The 16,143-nt window shown below is 59.9% G+C and carries 14 protein-coding genes and 3 tRNA genes; 10 read left to right on the top strand and 7 right to left on the bottom strand.

The annotated features are described in order from the left end of the window. Positions 1-52 precede the first annotated feature (52 nt). The 4 genes from KRR38_RS22840 (at position 53) to KRR38_RS22825 (ending at position 2,295) form a co-directional block, all read left to right on the top strand. Positions 53-139 (top strand) — tRNA-Leu (locus tag KRR38_RS22840). Between the two features lie 166 nt (positions 140-305). Beyond that, positions 306-1,538 carry an integrase arm-type DNA-binding domain-containing protein gene (locus tag KRR38_RS22835; protein ID WP_217405782.1) on the top strand — a complete coding sequence of 411 codons (1,233 nt, stop codon included), beginning with the start codon at positions 306-308 and terminating at the stop codon, positions 1,536-1,538. A gap of 273 nt (positions 1,539-1,811) precedes the next feature. After that, a complete protein-coding gene (locus tag KRR38_RS37110) occupies positions 1,812-1,991 on the top strand; it encodes a helix-turn-helix domain-containing protein (RefSeq protein ID WP_217405781.1) in 180 nt (59 codons plus the stop codon). Between the two features lie 49 nt (positions 1,992-2,040). Next, entirely contained in the window at positions 2,041-2,295 is a 255-nt protein-coding gene (locus tag KRR38_RS22825) for a helix-turn-helix domain-containing protein (protein WP_375293433.1), read from the top strand. Positions 2,296-2,646: 351 nt separating this feature from the next. Here the strand turns inward: KRR38_RS22825 and KRR38_RS22820 are convergent, their stop codons facing one another. The 3 genes from KRR38_RS22820 to KRR38_RS22810 all read right to left on the bottom strand — a co-directional run bounded on the left by KRR38_RS22820 (position 2,647) and on the right by KRR38_RS22810 (position 4,261). Then, positions 2,647-3,225: a PIN domain-containing protein gene (locus KRR38_RS22820; RefSeq protein WP_217405780.1), complete on the bottom strand. Its 579-nt coding sequence runs from the start codon at positions 3,223-3,225 to the stop codon at positions 2,647-2,649. Further along, on the bottom strand, positions 3,222-3,671 hold the full coding sequence (locus KRR38_RS36365; protein WP_254514939.1) for a helix-turn-helix domain-containing protein: 450 nt from the start codon (positions 3,669-3,671) through the stop codon (positions 3,222-3,224). The genes KRR38_RS22820 and KRR38_RS36365 overlap by 4 nt, the downstream gene beginning before the upstream one ends. Before the next feature lie 515 nt (positions 3,672-4,186). After that, a tRNA-Val gene (locus tag KRR38_RS22810) sits at positions 4,187-4,261 on the bottom strand. An 836-nt stretch (positions 4,262-5,097) separates the two neighbouring features. Here KRR38_RS22810 and KRR38_RS22805 point away from each other — a divergent pair. Continuing rightward, positions 5,098-5,361 (top strand): hypothetical protein, encoded by a 264-nt coding sequence (locus KRR38_RS22805; RefSeq protein WP_217405779.1) that lies wholly within the window; start codon positions 5,098-5,100, stop codon positions 5,359-5,361. A gap of 1,430 nt (positions 5,362-6,791) precedes the next feature. On the opposite strand, the gene KRR38_RS22800 is transcribed toward KRR38_RS22805, so the two are convergent. Continuing rightward, positions 6,792-7,400, bottom strand: coding sequence for a PEPxxWA-CTERM sorting domain-containing protein (locus KRR38_RS22800; protein ID WP_217405778.1), 609 nt, complete (start codon positions 7,398-7,400; stop codon positions 6,792-6,794). Positions 7,401-9,361: 1,961 nt separating this feature from the next. Beyond that, the gene (locus tag KRR38_RS22795) at positions 9,362-10,561 is read right to left on the bottom strand and encodes an IS256 family transposase (protein ID WP_217401522.1); all 1,200 of its coding nucleotides are present in this window, start codon (positions 10,559-10,561) and stop codon (positions 9,362-9,364) included. 576 nt (positions 10,562-11,137) lie between these two features. Between KRR38_RS22795 and KRR38_RS22790 the strand changes: the two genes are divergently transcribed. Then, positions 11,138-11,213, top strand: a tRNA-Thr gene (locus KRR38_RS22790). A 533-nt stretch (positions 11,214-11,746) separates the two neighbouring features. Here KRR38_RS22790 and KRR38_RS37105 read toward each other — a convergent pair. Then, complete coding sequence (locus tag KRR38_RS37105; RefSeq protein WP_217405777.1) at positions 11,747-12,406, bottom strand: TetR/AcrR family transcriptional regulator; 660 nt, start codon at positions 12,404-12,406, stop codon at positions 11,747-11,749. Between the two features lie 48 nt (positions 12,407-12,454). Here KRR38_RS37105 and KRR38_RS22780 point away from each other — a divergent pair, with 48 nt between their 5' ends. Genes KRR38_RS22780 through KRR38_RS22765 form a run of 4 tightly spaced genes read left to right on the top strand, consistent with a single transcriptional unit; the run spans position 12,455 to position 15,119 of the window. After that, positions 12,455-13,324, top strand: coding sequence for a TauD/TfdA family dioxygenase (locus tag KRR38_RS22780; protein WP_217405776.1), 870 nt, complete (start codon positions 12,455-12,457; stop codon positions 13,322-13,324). An 8-nt stretch (positions 13,325-13,332) separates the two neighbouring features. After that, positions 13,333-13,638 carry a putative quinol monooxygenase gene (locus tag KRR38_RS22775; protein WP_217405775.1) on the top strand — a complete coding sequence of 102 codons (306 nt, stop codon included), beginning with the start codon at positions 13,333-13,335 and terminating at the stop codon, positions 13,636-13,638. 27 nt (positions 13,639-13,665) lie between these two features. Then, the gene (locus KRR38_RS22770; RefSeq protein ID WP_217405774.1) at positions 13,666-14,535 is read left to right on the top strand and encodes an SMP-30/gluconolactonase/LRE family protein; all 870 of its coding nucleotides are present in this window, start codon (positions 13,666-13,668) and stop codon (positions 14,533-14,535) included. A gap of 26 nt (positions 14,536-14,561) precedes the next feature. Further along, positions 14,562-15,119: a nuclear transport factor 2 family protein gene (locus KRR38_RS22765; protein WP_217405773.1), complete on the top strand. Its 558-nt coding sequence runs from the start codon at positions 14,562-14,564 to the stop codon at positions 15,117-15,119. A gap of 104 nt (positions 15,120-15,223) precedes the next feature. Here the strand turns inward: KRR38_RS22765 and KRR38_RS22760 are convergent, their stop codons facing one another. Further along, positions 15,224-16,021, bottom strand: a complete 798-nt coding sequence (locus KRR38_RS22760; protein ID WP_217405772.1) for an inositol monophosphatase family protein — start codon at positions 16,019-16,021, stop codon at positions 15,224-15,226. Between the last annotated feature and the right edge of the window lie 122 nt (positions 16,022-16,143).

Below are 16,143 nucleotides of genomic sequence, written 5' to 3'. Positions count from 1 at the left end.
TCGCTGTTGACAGGTCCCGACTCTCGCCTCTAAAGGCCGCCCCCTACCCCGTGCCCAGATGGCGGAATTGGTAGACGCACCAGCTTCAGGTGCTGGCGCTCGCAAGGGCGTGGAGGTTCGAGTCCTCTTCTGGGCACCATTTGTTCTCCTGGAACGTCCATAGACGTCCGGAGAATGGCTGATTTCAGCCGTTTCCTGTGCTATAACCGTCCAGTCAAATCCGGGCGGATACGGCACCAATCGGGAACAATTCGGGTATGTCCGACGGTATCGTTTTCCTCCCTTTCGCGGGGAAGATACCATCGATGAACACCCTTTTCGCGACCAACGTGGCCAACGCCAAGTCCCGGGACCGGGACTATAAGCTTTCCGATGGCCGAGGTCTCTATCTTCTTGTCCGGCCGAACGGCTCGAAGCTGTGGCGTTTCAACTATCGCTATCTCGACAAGAACCGCACGCTCGCCTTCGGCGCATGGCCGGAAGTTAGCCTTGCCGATGCAAGGGAGCGGCTGACCGACGCCCGAAGACTCCTCGCCGCGGGCACTGATCCTTCGCACCAGAAGAAACTGGATGCCGCCCGCGCGCGCGTCGAGGAGAACGACACCTTCAAGACCGTCGCGATCGAGTGGACGGCGAAGAACGAGCGCGAAGGCATGGCCGAGATCACTCTCAGCAAGATCCGCTGGCTGCTCGACAAGGCCTATCCGAAGATCGGCAACCGTCCGATCGCCAAGATCACCGCCCAGGAAGTCTTAGCTGCGCTCAGGAGCGTGGAGGCGACGGGCCGCCATGAGAGCGCCCGCAGGATGCGCAGCGTGCTCAGCCGGGTGTTCCGCTATGCCATCGCGACGACCAGGGCCGAACGCGATCCCGCCGGCGACCTGCGAGGCGCGCTCACCGTACCCAAGGCCAAGCATCTTGCGGCCATCACGACGTCCGATGGAGCTGGCGGTCTCATGCGCGCGATCGAAGGCTACACCGGCCATGCAATCACGCTCTTTGCCTTGCGCCTGTCAGCACATCTGTTCGTGCGGCCGGGCGAGCTTCGACACGCAGAGTGGAGCGAGTTCGATTTCGAGAAAGGGGTGTGGAGCATCCCTGCCGAGAAGATGAAGATGCGCCGGCCTCACCGCGTGCCGTTGTCGGCACAGGTGACCGACTACTTCGAGGCCCTGTGGGAATTGACGGGCGATGGCCGATACTGCTTCCCGTCGTTCCGGACCGGAGCCCGACCCATGTCGGAAAACACCGTCAACGGAGCGCTGCGCGCGCTCGGCTTCAGCCAGGAACAGATGACCGCCCACGGTTTCCGGGCGATGGCTGCGACGCTTCTCAACGAGACCGGTCGTTTCAATCCGGACGCGATCGAACGGCAGCTCGCGCACATGGAGAACGATGGTGTGCGCCGCGCCTACACGCGCGGAGAATATTGGGACGAACGCGTTACCATGATGCAATTCTGGTCTGACGAACTCGACCAGCTTCGCGACGGTGCGACAGTGCTGAAGCCGAAATTCGGGGCGCGTCGTCCTCGCTAACGCCCGACCGCATGCGATTTTTCGGCAGGAGGCCTCTCATAACGCTGGGGGCCAGATTGGGGGCTTCACTGCGCGGCAACGGTCAAAACGTGGCCGAAATGTCGGGTGTTGGGGTCCAGATCGGTGACCGACATTGGCTCGCACGTAAGATACTAGGGCCAACGCATCAAAGCGCGAACGCTGATTTCTTGGCCGACGCTTACCTTTTCCGCCTCGATCGCACTGCTCGCCCGGCGCAGGTTTTCCCCCGCACACAACAAGGGTGAGGGCATCATGGAAACAGTGTTTGTGTCGGTAAATGAAGCGTGCCGGCTAGTCGGGCTCGGCCGCACTACAATGTATCGATTGATGGACGAAGGTCAGGTCGAGACGGTGAAGATCGGTTCTCGCCGGTTGGTGAGGGTGGCTTCGCTGAAAGCATTGGACGGCGCTCCGGGCCGGCCAGCCACGTGAACGAGAAGCGACGCTAAAACTGGAATATTCCCGATCAGGAATATTCCGGTTGAAATTTGATATATTGCGGCGAATATTCCCGCTCGGGAATATGGACACTCGCAAAATCGGCAGGATCGTTCGAGGCGAACGCAAGGCTCAAGGACTGCGGCAAGATGAGCTTGCAGCAGCATCGAATGTGGGCACCCGCTTTATTGTCGATCTCGAAGCCGGAAAGCCGACGATCCAACTAGGTAAGGCCCTGCAGGTGCTGATGACACTCGGCTGCGATCTTTCCATCGCGGCGCCATCCGCTAACCGGTGAGCATTGACCTATCCGCCTTTTAGGAGAGCGACGTCGCCGGATGCCTGTGCCTGGACAGCAAGAGGTAGAGGCAATCCCCCTGTGCGGCGGGTAAAACAGTCTCTCGTCCAACGCCCCGCGGGAAACGCTCCCTGCCGCAGGTTATATGCCGCTTCAGCCCGGTCAGTACAGCCCACCATTCTTATTGGTGAGGTCAGGTGTTCGAGTCAGCTAGCCTGGCCCGAAGATCATCGGCGAGCATTGCGAATAGTCGGCGACGATGAGTGCGAGCGCGCCCGCTTAGGTATTTGGGGGCAATTCCGGTCGATCATTCCCAACTCTCCGCCAAGCTTCGGCAGCAGTCTCGCGCATCTAAAGGACGTCTATGTTCTCCTTGAGCATCGATGCGAGCTTCGGCATGCCCTTGGTCTGGAGATCGAAGATGAACTCGCCTGGCGTGAAGGGAGGTTTCCGGTAGTCCCGGCGCATCAAGCGCATGGCAGCCAATGCTTCGGCGGGATACAGTTCGAACGTGCTCGACAGGAAGTCGTCGGCCGATACTGCTGTGATTCCGAAAGGAGCGAGTCTGTCATCCGGAAAGTCCCGCAGATTCTCGGTGATTATGTGTTCGGCGCCGGTGCGAATCGCCGTCGCCAACACGTGCCGATCGTCTGGATCGGGAAGATCGAGGCCGTCTATCAAGCTGTCGGCACCATCCACGCAGGCTTCGGGAAACGCGAGCGTCATTGCCGCGACCTGCTGATTTATGCTGAGTTTGAAGTCCGGTCGGTGGGCCAGAAGGTTCCGCGTCCATTCATCGATGATCCGCGGCGACCAGCGAGCACGGAAAAGCCCTGCTTCGGCAAACCGGAGCAGGGCATCCCTCACGCGGAAAGGGTAAAGGACATTCGCGTCGAGAACGACGACAAATCGATCCGCGACGCATCTCAACCCTCGTCAAACTCCTGACCAAGGCGCTGCAGGTCCCGCATAGCATCGCTCCTCTCAGCATCGCGCTGCGCGCGGAATGCCAGAACGTCGCAAGCGCGGATGCGGCGATGGGATCCGACCCTGTGATGAGGAAGCTTCTTCTCCTCGAGCATCTTGACCAGGAATGGGCGCGATACATTCAAGAGATCCGCAGCCTCCTTGGTGGTCAATTCGGCGCCGTAGGGCACGAAGGTCACCATCTCGCCTCGCGCAACGTGCGTCAGCACATCGAGCACCAGTTGTCCCAAGGCCTGCGATAGATCCACTTGCGTGCTATCTCCATCCCTGCGCACCGAGAAGGGCAGTCCGTCGGGCGTCAACGCCGTGGCAAGCACTCGTGCCGCCTCAGAGGCTTGCCGTACTTCAATTTCCGTAGGCGGCCGTTGAGTGAGAGCTTGTTCGCTCATAACCGTTCTCCTCGCTGGCTGCATGAACGTCAGATAAGCCATTCCAGCCACAAGTGCAATAAGTGAAACAAATGAAATAACTGTTTCACCGGGAGCCGGTTCCCATTCTTTGATAACGCTGCGTCTCACGTTTCCGCGGATCGCGCTTCCCCCTCATGGGACGACCTGGATCACCCGCTACGATCGCCGCCTGATCGCCCAGACCAAGGCGGCGACGCTACTGATGAGCGTCGAAAAGGCTACTATGCAGGCGGGCAGAAAACTTAGCATGAAACGACTCCTCTTCTGCCGAAATAACCAGATAGGTTATCTGTAGGAAAGAGGAAAGCCTCCCAAGTGCGCAAGCTCGCGGCATCTACAACTATAGCAATCAGAACGCCACGGATCGACCGCGGCGGGAAGCCGCCGTCAGCAAGCGACGCGAGCGTTCGATGCTACGCAAATGCTCGCCCCGGACAGCCACAGCGGCAAGTACGTCGTCAAACGAAAAAATGTAGGAAGATCAACCGAGGGAATGGTGGGCGCGGCAGGGATTGAACCTGCGACCCCACCCGTGTGAAGGGTGTGCTCTACCACTGAGCTACGCGCCCATTCCCTCGGAAGGACGGCCCACTACTTTACGAATCGCGTGTTGACAAGCGCGTTGCGGCAAGCGGGTAGGAATTGATAAAGACACTCGGGATGAAGCACAGCGATCGTCGGTGCATCCGATGTCGAAGTCTTAATTGGCAATCCACCGAACCAGAGCTGGCATTGCACTCAACAATGGAGTTCGGGAAAACTCGAACTACCGCCGTTCTGGTTACGAGATGCTGCAGCCCTTGCGCCAACCCCACCTCGTGGGTAGATGCGCCCTCGTGTGAAGGGTGTGCGCGCGCCTCTTTCGGGAGGCGCGCAACTCCCGTTAGCTAGGCGACTGGGGCTACTTGCGCCGACATTGCGCTCTTCGACGCCGGCGGCCACTGCCTTATTCTTCATGAATTCATTCGCGATCAGCCTGTCTAACGCAGCCATACTGATTGACCTCAACGTCCGCGGCCTTTCGAGCGCGATGACGTGAATAGGGAGGGAGCCTGCGGACTTCATCAGGGCAGCAGCCATGCGGGCGCTACGAACGGGCCGAACGCATGGATGCACCCGACCGGTGCTCATCGCTAAACAAAAGCTCTTGCGTCGCAGGGGTTGTCCACACGGGGACCTACAACGGCCACGTCAATGCAGAGCTATGTCGGTGCAGGGGGCCGTCCACGCCATCACGTCAGTGGCGGTTGAAACAGGTGGAACGTGGGCCTAATGCAATTTCGTAATAGGGCAGCATCTCACTCTTTGCTCCTGCCCAACCTAGCCGTCGCAGCGGCGTCTTACGGACAACTAACTTTTTGTATTGAATACGGGTCCAGCAATGCGATCCGCGTATGGAGTTTACATGACGAAGCAGCTTTACGGCTACCTGCTCAGCTCCCGCGCCTTCATGACCCGCCAGCTAAATGCGATGGAGGAAGGTCGCGTGCGACTGATGAAATGCGATGCCAATCCCGAGATCGACGTTACCCCCATGGCGCTCGACATGCTGCGACAGGAACTTGCTACGGTCGAGCAATTGATAAAGATCTATGGCGTGGAGCCCGCCAAGATTCCCAGGTCTGGTCCAATCAAAGAAGCCCCCGCCGGCAGGACGGGGGCGAGTTAAGTGCCGATCCGCCCTGGATCGGCTCGGGGCTTAGCCGCGCTGGTCATTGCGCGGGGCGTAGTTACAACGCGCTCAAATCGAACTGCGTTCCATCGAGGCAAAAGAAAACCCCCGCCGAAGCGGGGGCCAAGTTTACAGGGGCTCGGACGTCAAGCCCGCACCCACCCGTAAAAGGCAACTCTAAGATTACAAATGACAAATCGGCAAGAATCGTACGCGGCAGAGCCAGAAGAAAACCCTCGCCGAAGCGAGGGTTCAGGTGATCCCCTAAAGTTCGTTATGGGCCAGCGTTCCCCGCACCAGCAGCGTGTGCCCTCGACTTTGCGAACCCAAAGACACAGTGCTCATAAGACGACGCGATGTGAAACGATCCGCAGCTAGATCGTCAAATATAGTGCGGTGAGGCGTTCCCTGCCTAAACCAAAGAGGCCGCAAGCGGGCGCCTGCGACATCTTCGGTTAATCGAGACTTTCTGGTTGAGCGTTCCGAAAGTCATGATTTAGAACGGCATGCACGGCCGAATTTGAGCCGGCGCCCCCGGCTTTGCAGATCGAAACGCTCGATTGTGCTGTGCAACCGACGGTCTCAATCTTCGGAATGAAGTTGGGCCTTGGTATTTCATCGCTCCTTGCGTCGCCCCTATGACGAGATGGCGGTACTGGGTGTCCGAGCACTCAGGAGGGCGGCAGAAACGCAACGGGCAGTCTTTGAAACCGACGGCGTGCTGCCTGAAGAAAGTGTGCAAAAGCCAGCAGACCATTTCCGAAAGGTCAGTTAGGCAATCGAGGTCGCGCTCGGTTGGACCCCGGAGCACGATGGGGCCGGGCCTGCGACCAGGGGGGCAGGCAGTGCTCGGCCCGTACCCAGCGCAACTAATCTGGCGCTCCTGCGCTTATTAATCAGCTGTCGTCGTTGTCGCGGTATCCCCCTGATGCTCCCGTGTCGGCGGCGGCAGTCCGATTGTGGAGCAGCGCCAACTGACCGAAAAAAGTGCCATCGAACGAGCAATAGAGTTAGCGCGAAACGGTCCGTGCAGCAGCGTCGAAGAGATTCGGCTGCAGCTTTGAAAAGAGCGCTATGCCAACGTCACCGAGCATTTGTCCGGCCTAACGATCCGTAAGCAACTGACTGGCCTGATACGTGACAGGGATGACGCGGTTAGGCAACGTTGAGTCTCCCCGTTATTTCGAACGGGACGGACATCGTACCGTCGTAGCAGCCGGTCGAGACTCAGCACCTCGGCGACTGGCATAGGATGTACCCCTGGCACCCGCAGAGTCGCCGGGGGTGCATTTTCCAAAAAATTGGGATCTACTAATCATCCATAGCAAAACCCCCGCCCAGACTCGCCGGACGGGGATTCGCTAGGAGGCTCATGTTTGGGTCACTTCCTGTGATCAGGGAGCAATCCAGCTAGAGCACACTTGTGATTAGATGGCGTAACGAACCGTAGCGGTCTGGCGGCGACGCATCGCAGCACCAGCGAAGCCGATGCCCATGATCATAAGCGCCCAGGTTGCCGGTTCTGGGACGGCCGCGCGGAAGTTGGCCACTTCGAAAGCGTCCGTCGGTGAGGTCACATCGAACTTGGCCGAAGTGATGTATTCCCCGCCCGATGCCTTGAACTGAACGTACTGCGAGAATGCCTGATTGCCATCCGTCACGGCGAAGTTCAGGCCTTGCGGTGTATAAGTAAGGGTATTGCCGAGGTTCGTGGTGAGCGTCAGCAGATTGTAGGTGTCCGGCGACCCCCACAGGAAGCTGAGATAGTTCAGCGCGCTATTGAAGGTGATAGTCGCGGGCGCTCCCGACGACGGCCCGGAGGCGAGAAACTCGGAGTCGAAGATGCCGCCCTTCGGAATGTCCGCGAAGGGCTCGTCCGAAGTGTACACCATGCCGCCCACGCGAGTGCCGAGGGAGCCGATCGAAGTGAAGGCCGAACCGTTGTTGCCCAGACTGGCGATGACGGTGGCGTGAGCGGCAGGTGCCGCAAGGAGGGAAAGGGCGATGGCTGCACTCGATACTATGGCGATTTTCATACAAGACCTCTCAGGAGATTGACTTAGCACGGGTTCGAGCTGACCGATTTTCCCCGATCGCACACCGAGCGCCGCGGCGTTGACGGTGACGTCGAAGGGACAACACCTGTTCGGCAAAAAGGTGCCCGCGCAGGTTAAGTGGGGGGAACCGCTTGTCCCGATACGAAACACCTCCCGAGGCCATTATTGCCGCTGATCCTGACGGATTACCGCGAACGCAACTGAATCAACTTCGGGTCCTTCCGTAAATTTACGGACCACTAGCCGGGTGGCCTCGTCAGTTCGGTGCTTGGAGAAACCGGAGTTTTGGATGCGCGGTTTGCAGCGAGGAACCGACGGAGGGGAACGAACCGTAGGCCGTAAAATGGCCCCCGCCGAAGCGGGGGCAAACGGTTGGCGCCGTGATCTGGCAGGAGCATCGGCGCAACCGATTTGGAGCCGAGAAGGGCCTGCGTCGAGGCCCGCAATCGAACTATTTTTGAGCAGCGTCAGGACCGAAGGCTGGAATTGGTGACTGTCGCCGGTGCCTTTGATCGGGAAACCATGAGGGCGACGACAGTCAAAAGCTATTAGACCTCAGCGAGGTTAATAGGTCCCTGACATTGGACAAAACCACTATGTATGGCAAGGCCGATAGCGTCGGCTGGGGCTTTCTCTCCGCATGGACCTTTAGCAATCCAGATCACCTCCCCTTTCCAGAATTAGGGATTTGATCTCCCTCAAGCGCATGTGAAGCTTGTGCCTCGCTTGCATGTCGCCGCAAGACTCAGCGGCGTGCAGCTTCTCAGTGTACTCGCGCTTCCAGGCGTAAAGCTCGGCAAGCACGTCTTTGTCTGAAACCGGTAGATCCATGTTGGAAACTCTATGCTATCCGCTAGGCGCGCTCATGGAGTGACCGCCGCCGCCGCTCATTCAGGGGAGAGGAATCGCAACGTGACAGTCACGGAGCAACGACGGCCGTCGCATTCTTTAGCGCGCGGCAGCAGGAATGGTTGCTGCTCAGACAATTGTCACTTGAGCTAAGGCAACTTGATCTTGCCGAGCTTCGAGAACGATCCACGCGCGCGCACGTGCGCCAGCTTTTGCGAATTACGCCCACCGCTCGCGCGAATAATCTCTTCAACGATCGTCAGCGGGATGAGGCGAGAAAAAGTGACGCCGCAACGGAGGTCCGCCGCCCACGCGACATGATAGACCGGGCTCGTTCTTCGAGCCTGCGACCAACATCGCTGTCGGCATCCAGTCCCATGGACGCACATTTGGAGACCAAATGTCAAAATCCGGTTTCTGAATGTGGTTGCCCAAACCGAAATTGAACATGTTTCAAAGGCGTCACCATCGACGAGACCTGACGACTAATGCGTGACACCCGCTATGGGCGCCGCCGGCTGCCGTCCGTGCAAAACCCAAACCTTCGGGTGGCAGTCGACCGGCCCAAATGAAAAAGGGCGCCCCGGATGAAGCCCGGAACGCCCTTCGTCGTAACCAACCTTGGAGGGGTCGGAGGATCATGCCTTGGCTCAGTTATGCCCGATTGACAATCCTGCGCACGGCTCGCCAAGCTATCGCTCTCCACGTCCGAGGACTTTACTAAAAGTCGGGCCGTTTAGCTGTCGGCGGCAAAAAAGGTAACGGCGAATAGACGGAAGCGTCAGACATCAGTCAGGCGGAGGTAAAATCTCTGGCATCCCGGGACTGGGATTGTCGCGATCAGGGCTGGTCGGCGCGATTTCCGGCGGTTCGGTTACCGGATATTCCTCGGGCTCTGGGGCCGACGGCGCTTCGTCCGGAGATTGGGGCTCGATTTTATCGGGCGGAGGCATTTCGGGTTGCGTGGCCATGTGGGCTCCTTCTCCGAACCAACGAAGGGTAGCCCAGAAGGTTTCGCTAAGGATCGTGCCCCATGGCGTGGTGTAGGATCGCGGGCGTGGCCACGTCGATCTCCGGCTAAGCCGGATTGATCAGGCTGCCATGCTTGGCAACGTGATGATGGCATTGTCGCTCAATCCCGCGACGCTCTCAAGGCTCATGTAGCGGCAGCGCTGGACCGCCCATTCGTCGTTCTGTTCCAGGAGGATAGCGCCGACGAGGCGGGTTATCGCTTCATCGTTGGGGAAGATTCCGACGACATCGGTCCGCCGCTTGATCTCACCGTTGAGGCGTTCGATGGGGTTGTTGCTGTGAAGCTTGGTGCGATGCTGCGGCGGGAAGGTCATGTAGGCCAGGACGTCCTCTTCGGCGCTGTCCATCAAGGCAGAGAGCTTGGGGACCGAGGGACGAAGCTGGTCTGCAACTGAGCGCCATTGAAGCTTTGCGGCCTCAGGTGTCTCCTGCGCAAAGGCCGTGGCGATGAACGCCGATACGACCCGGCGCCCGCTCTTTCCGGCATGCGCCAGGGCATTGCGCATGAAGTGGACGCGGCAGCGCTGCCAGGTTGCGCTGAACACCTTGGCAATGGACGCCTTGATGCCCTCATGGGCATCGGAGATCACGAGCTTCACGCCGCGCAGGCCTCGGCGAGCCAGGCTACGCAGGAAGTCGGTCCAGAAGGTCTCGGCTTCGGAATGGCCGATCGCCATGCCGAGCACTTCGCGGCGACCGTCACTGTTGACGCCGACGGCGATGATGACGGCGACCGACACAATCCGGCCTGCTCGCCGGACCTTGATGTAAGTCGCATCCATCCAGACGTATGGCCAATCGCCCTCGATGGGCCGCTCGAGGAAGGCTTTCACGCGCCCGTCGATTTCTCCGCAGAGCCGGCTTACCTGGCTCTTCGAGATGCCGCTCATGCCCATGGCCTTGACAAGATCATCGACCGATCGCGTCGAGATTCCCTGGATGTACGCTTCCTGGATGACAGCGGTCAGCGCCTTCTCGGCCATCCGCCGGGGTTCCAGAAATCCGGGGAAGTAACTGCCTTTGCGCAGCTTGGGGATGCGCAGCTCGACCGTGCCCGCCCGGGTCTCCCAGTCGCGATCCCGGTAGCCATTGCGCTGGGCCAGGCGCTCGACGTCCTTCTCGCCGTAAGCGGCCCCGGTCAGGCCGCCGACCTCCATCTCCATTAGTCGCCGCGCGGCAAAGCCGATCATATCGCGCAGAAAATCCGCATCCGGGCTCTTTCCCACCAGCGCCTGCAGGTCCATCATGTCTTCGGTCATCGGAACGTCCTCGTTCAAGTTGAGTGTTGCAACCCAACCTTATCCGAAGATCTCCGATGACCACCCGCGAACCTGACCGGCCGCTACAGCGCTATATGGAAAGCGCGCGTCCGGTCAGCTTCGCTACCCTCGAGCTACACCACCATCCGGGGCACGACCTTCGCTAAGCTGCGTTGTAGGGCGCCTTCTACCGTTTTTGTGGCCGATATTGTTGCAACTTCCCAATGTCTCAAACCGGGGACAAACCTGCTATTGGCAAAGCAGACCGGTCGAGATTCAGCACCTCGGCGACTGGCACAGAATGCGCCTCCGGAAGGCTCATTAGGTCACCGGAGGCGCATTCCAAGTTAGTGGATCGACGTAACAAAAGGCTTGCTGCCTCCTCATGAGGCTTTCACGGCAAGCCCAAGGGCGGACTGACGTGATGTGGTGGACGACCTCCTCGCCAGCCTAGCTGTGCGATTGATGTGGTCGTTCTACGAGCGCCTGTCATGACACCAGATGAAACAGGGCCTTGCGCCCACGGCTGCTCATCGGTAAAGGCGCCCCCCTGCCTAAGGGCTTCGTCCGGGAAATGCCGCTTTAGCTCAGCCGGTAGAGCACATCATTCGTAATGATGGGGTCAGGTGTTCGAGTCACCTAAGCGGCACCATTCCTCCGTTCGCAAACATCCGCCAACGGTTGGAAACTCTGAAATCTACCGAACGCAACCGCTACCGAGGCGGCACCGGTAAGCTGGGCCAAATCAGTTAGGAGTTACGAGGCGTCGCCCGCAGCGCGCAGTTACGCCGCCAGGTGGCCGTAAGGAGGGATAAGGTCGCGAAATTTCGTTTTCCGCCACCCAGATTTTGGCCATGCACCTGGAGCTCGAGTAAACCAGCATCAGAAGCGGAACCACGTGCCCTCTGCAGGCACGCTGCTGAACGCTCGTGAGCGGATCCTGAATTGGGGGATAAAGCCTGCCTGTCGGATCCAGCACTTCGCAGACGCTTCGCGCGCGAGACAGCCGCTGCGCTTCCTGCCGCTGATCCCAATGATCCAGGACCGGTCTTCGCGGCGGTTGAATGGAGACGTTTACGCCTAAGTCAGGATCAACAAGTTCCAACATGGACAGGTATCCCGCTGGAATCGCCGACATAGGCGACATTCAGCGGGTCAGAGCAGTTCCCTAAAACCTTCCGTTAGTTAAGGTCGCTGCAGGTTCGCCAAGCCCCATTTGACGAACCTGCGTACTTCTTCGTGCCCACGCGTTATCCCTACCCGTTCCTCGTTCGCCAGCGTCCTGGCGATCGCCACGAGGATGGTGGTCAACGCGATCGGCGGGAGGATTTCAGGACCGAACGCTGATTGGCTTGAGATGCGGGCGAGTGATTGGGTCTGGGCGTCGCGCGCTTCGTCGGTCGTCTTGGCGAGCACGTCACGGATGCTCTTGCGATGGTTTGCCAGCGCGAGGAACTCAACTCCGAGAGCTGACTGGGCCCATCCCGACTGAAAGGTCCAGAGCGCCGCAAGTGGATCCTCCGTTGCCAAGACCTGCTCGAATTCCGCCAGCTGCCGCTCGGTCATCCGCTGGTGAAGTGCGATGAAGAGGTCGTCGGTTATTGGATAGTAATAGTGGACCGTTGCTCCGTTGATGCCGAGTTCCTGCGCGACGCGGCGCGAGGTCACGGCGGCATAGCCTTCGTCGATCATCAATCGCTCGGTCGTGTCGAGGATGAGCGTTCGCGTCGTCTCTGGATCGCGCCGGATCCGCTTCGGCTTGTTCACTTGCCCCTTCCTCCCGCGCGTAATGCGGCGCCATGGACCGCCATGCCGGACACCGCCGTTGACGACAATGGCGCGCACTACTAAACATGTGTTTAGTAGATTCGCAATCGGCGGGAAGGCAAGAAGATGATCATCAAGCCCATTACGGCGGAGATCGGTGCGACCGTAGAGGTCGCGCCTGAGGCGGTGCTGGCCGATGGGGCCGCCCAGCTGCTGCTCGGCGCGCTTAACCACTACAACGTGCTGGTCTTTCCCCGGGTGAATATGAGCGACGATATCTTCCTCGCGCTAACGGCTGCGCTGGGCGAGATGCACGAGAACAAGGTGACCGACGACGGCTCCGCAGCGAGCAACAAGGGCATATTCCGCATCGCGCTCGACAAGGACGACAAGACCCAGCGCGAGTTCATCCTCGGCAACGACTTCTGGCATATGGATGGCATGTCCTACACGGACCCGGTCAAAGCGACGCTTCTCAAGTGCGAGAGCGCGCCCAAGCAGGGCGGGGACACGGGCTTCGCCAACCTGCACGCCGCCTATGCCGCGCTGCCAGAGGAGAGAAAGCGGCGGCTCGCCGGTCTGAAGGTCGGCCACTGCCTTTCGTCGTCGCTGCGCTGGCTCTACGAGCACCCGACAGCCGAGGATTTCGCGCGCTGGGACGCGATCTTTCCCCGGCTCGAGCATCCCCTCGTCTGGGCCCAGGAGGGCGGCAAGGCGGCACTGCTGATCGGGTCAACCGCGAACGACATCGCCGGCATGGCCCAGGATGACAGTCGAGCGCTGCTCGATGAGCTACTGGAATGGTGCACCCAAGATCGCTTTACCTACCGGCATAAGTGGCATGACGGCGACCTCGTGATCTTCAATAATCCCGGGTTGCTGCATCGTTCCTTTCCCTACGATGACGCTGCTGGCCGTGTGATGCATCGCACGACCCTGAAAGGCCGCGAGGCAATCACCGCGGAGGCCGGCGCATTCGCCAGCGTGAAACAGTGAGCAAAACCATGGTCCTCGAACGCGCCGAAATCACCATCAAGCGCGGCAAAATGGACGAGTTCCTCGACGTGCTCGTGGAACAGGCGATCCCACTGACGCAGACTTTCACCGGTATCATCTCCTTCACCGCGCTACGCGGCGAGGAAGATGCTGACAACGTCATGTTCCTCGCCGAATGGCAGTCCATTGAGGCGCATTTGGAATCTCGTCCCGAGCCGGCGCATGCCAAGTTCCGCGAGCTCGTTTTGCCGTTCGTCTCAGCCGCCAAGACCACCGTTCATTTCCATTCGGTGAAAAGCGTTCGGCCCGTCTGAGCCGCGACCAGGGTATTGGACGAAGAGATGAAGATAACGAGACTGGCTGCGCCCGAGTGCAAGGGCGGCGAGAACCCGATGTGGGACCCCATGCGCGGCGAACTCCACTACATCGACAACGCGGGCTGGAAGGTCCACTCCTACAATCCTGAGACCGGCGCCACGCGTACGCTCGACATGCCGACCGTGATCACCACCTTGGTTCTGCGGCGCGGAGGAGGCGCCGTGGTGACGCTGCGCAGCGGCATCCATTTCCTCGATCTCGACAGCGGTGCGCTCGAGATGATCGATCCGCTGTCCGATCCGCCGCCCTACCTCTACAACGACGGCAAAGTCGACAGCCGCGGCCGCTTCCTGATTGGTGGTAGCACAGCTAATTTCGCGGCGCCCGCGTCCGATGGCGGCCTATTCCGGCTCGACCCCGACCGAACCGTGACGCGGCTCGATTCCGGCATCCACTTCTCGAACAGCCCGTGCTGGTCGCCCGACGAGAAGACCTTCTATTTCTCGGATAGCTGGATCGATACGACCTTCGCCTACGACTACGACATCGAAACCGGCACGGTATCGAACCGGCGCCCTTTCGTGAACACGCGCGCATTGGGCGGCCTGCCCGATGGCGCGACCGTGGACGCCGATGGGCTCTATTGGGTTGCTGTGTACCAGGGCGGCAAGATTGGAGGCTTCCGCCCGGACGGTTCGCTCGCGCGTGCGATCGACATGCCGGTCAAGCTCGTCTCGAGCGTCGCCTTCGGCGGCCCCGACCTCGATCGCCTCTTCGTCACCACGATCGCGCACGGCACGCAGGGTGAGCCCACCGAGGAAGGGGCAGGCGCGCTTTTCGTGGTCGACGGGCTCGGCGCCAAAGGTCGCCCTGAACACCGTTACGCAGGTTGACCCAGCACCATCGAGAAGGAATGCATATGACCATTGAGGAACGTCTCGCCGCGCTCGAAGCCAATATGCAGGAGATGACGGATCGCCAAGCCATCTTCGACTGCATCAAGCGCAACTCGCGTGGCAACGACCGTTTCGATGCGGCGTTGACCGCGGGCAGCTACCATGATGACGGCCTTCACGAAGTCGGCCAGAACCGCGTGCCGGGTGCCGGCTATGGCGCACACGCCAACGCGGCCCACGGCAAGCTCTTCGACGCGAACCTGCACAATGTGACGATGCACATGTGTGAGATCGACGGTGATGTCGCTCACGCCGAGAGCTACAGCCTGGGTATGTTCCTGGATAAAGGCGGAGAGACGGGCCGAGTTCTGGCTGGCCTCTATATCGACCGCCTTGAGAAGCGCGATGGCGAATGGCGGATAATGCTCCGTCGCTCAACAGTAGAAATCGCCCTTGAAGGCAAGGCAACGCTGCCAACCGGGGCCTTTCTGCCCGGGTCCGGCTACCTCAGGGGCAACCGCGATCGCACCGACCCGTCCTACGAGCGCCCGCTCTCACCTGATAGCGGTGGCCGCTGGTGAGGGGCGAATGGGAGGCGGCGGCCACCGACATTGCCGCCATTCAGGTCATCATTGAGCCTCTGCAAAAGCGGTCATTCAAACAGCTGTGACAGCAAACCGGTGTATCAGGTGTCTTTCAGCAATTCTGTGAGCCAATCCCACAAGGCGGGTGTCGCTGCTACGAGGAGCCCCACTTTCTCGTCATCGAGGCGATAGGGAGACCCGTCGTAGCGCGCTGCCTTGCCTCCCGCCTCGTTGAGGAAAAGGACTCCAGCAGCATGATCCCAGGCGAAAGTGCGGTTGAAGAACGCTAGGTCATTCTGCCCCATTGCGATCCTCGGGTACTGCTCAGCAGCGCAGCGCGGAATATTTACAATCGAGGAGCGCGGCTCGAGCAGATCGCGCATCCTGCCAGTATGCCTCGGGTCGACACGTGCCATCGAGATGGCGACGATTGGCTTGGCCTCTCCAGAGCCGCGCGAAATGAGCTTTGCGCCATCGACGAATGCGCCCTTGCCACGTTCAGCATGGCAGCATCGGCCTGTGAGCGGATCAAAGATCCAGCCCGCAATAGTCTCTCCCGCTTCGGCCAGAGCAACGATAATGCCGAAGGGAGGATTGCCAGCAGCGAAGTTGTTGGTGCCGTCAAGCGGATCGATGACCCAGCAAAGAGAGTTACCTAATTCCCGGGCCAGCGATGGGTCGAAATATACTGCTTCCTCAGCGACGATAACTGCCTCCGGAAGCAGCCGAGCCAGCCCCTCGGTGAGGATAGCTTCACTTGCATGGTCGGCTATCGTTACTGTGTCGCCGCCGGCCTTGGCGCTCACCTCATGAGCTTCGAGCGACCGATACCGCGGCAATATGGCGACTTCTGCGGACTGCCGCATAATGGTGAAGACAGAACTGGTCAGCGAAAGCATCAACCCTAGCCCCCCGTCCTCACGCCAAGGCCGTCCACGATCGAACCGCTGCGATGGCGGCGTGGGCTCCTGCGACAAGGCCGGTCACCTCGGATTCGATCGGCCTCTGCTCCCAGCCAGTA

This window comes from Novosphingobium sp. G106 (genome assembly GCF_019075875.1).
Classification (GTDB): Bacteria; Pseudomonadota; Alphaproteobacteria; order Sphingomonadales; family Sphingomonadaceae; genus Novosphingobium.
Note: the sequence above shows the minus strand (reverse complement) of the source record. Positions and strands in the feature narration are given on the sequence as shown.

Bases quoted from the DNA above. Each gene is read 5' to 3' on its own strand.
- KRR38_RS22765 (WP_217405773.1), top strand. From the start codon at position 14,562: ATGACCATTGAGGAACGTCTCGCCGCGCTCGAAGCCAATATGCAGGAG.
- KRR38_RS37110 (WP_217405781.1), top strand. From the start codon at position 1,812: ATGGAAACAGTGTTTGTGTCGGTAAATGAAGCGTGCCGGCTAGTCGGG.
- KRR38_RS22775 (WP_217405775.1), top strand. From the start codon at position 13,333: ATGGTCCTCGAACGCGCCGAAATCACCATCAAGCGCGGCAAAATGGAC.
- KRR38_RS22795 (WP_217401522.1), bottom strand. From the start codon at position 10,561: ATGACCGAAGACATGATGGACCTGCAGGCGCTGGTGGGAAAGAGCCCG.
- KRR38_RS22805 (WP_217405779.1), top strand. From the start codon at position 5,098: ATGACGAAGCAGCTTTACGGCTACCTGCTCAGCTCCCGCGCCTTCATG.
- KRR38_RS22760 (WP_217405772.1), bottom strand. From the start codon at position 16,021: ATGCTTTCGCTGACCAGTTCTGTCTTCACCATTATGCGGCAGTCCGCA.
- KRR38_RS36365 (WP_254514939.1), bottom strand. From the start codon at position 3,671: ATGAGCGAACAAGCTCTCACTCAACGGCCGCCTACGGAAATTGAAGTA.
- KRR38_RS22780 (WP_217405776.1), top strand. From the start codon at position 12,455: ATGATCATCAAGCCCATTACGGCGGAGATCGGTGCGACCGTAGAGGTC.
- KRR38_RS22835 (WP_217405782.1), top strand. From the start codon at position 306: ATGAACACCCTTTTCGCGACCAACGTGGCCAACGCCAAGTCCCGGGAC.
- KRR38_RS22770 (WP_217405774.1), top strand. From the start codon at position 13,666: ATGAAGATAACGAGACTGGCTGCGCCCGAGTGCAAGGGCGGCGAGAAC.
- KRR38_RS22800 (WP_217405778.1), bottom strand. From the start codon at position 7,400: ATGAAAATCGCCATAGTATCGAGTGCAGCCATCGCCCTTTCCCTCCTT.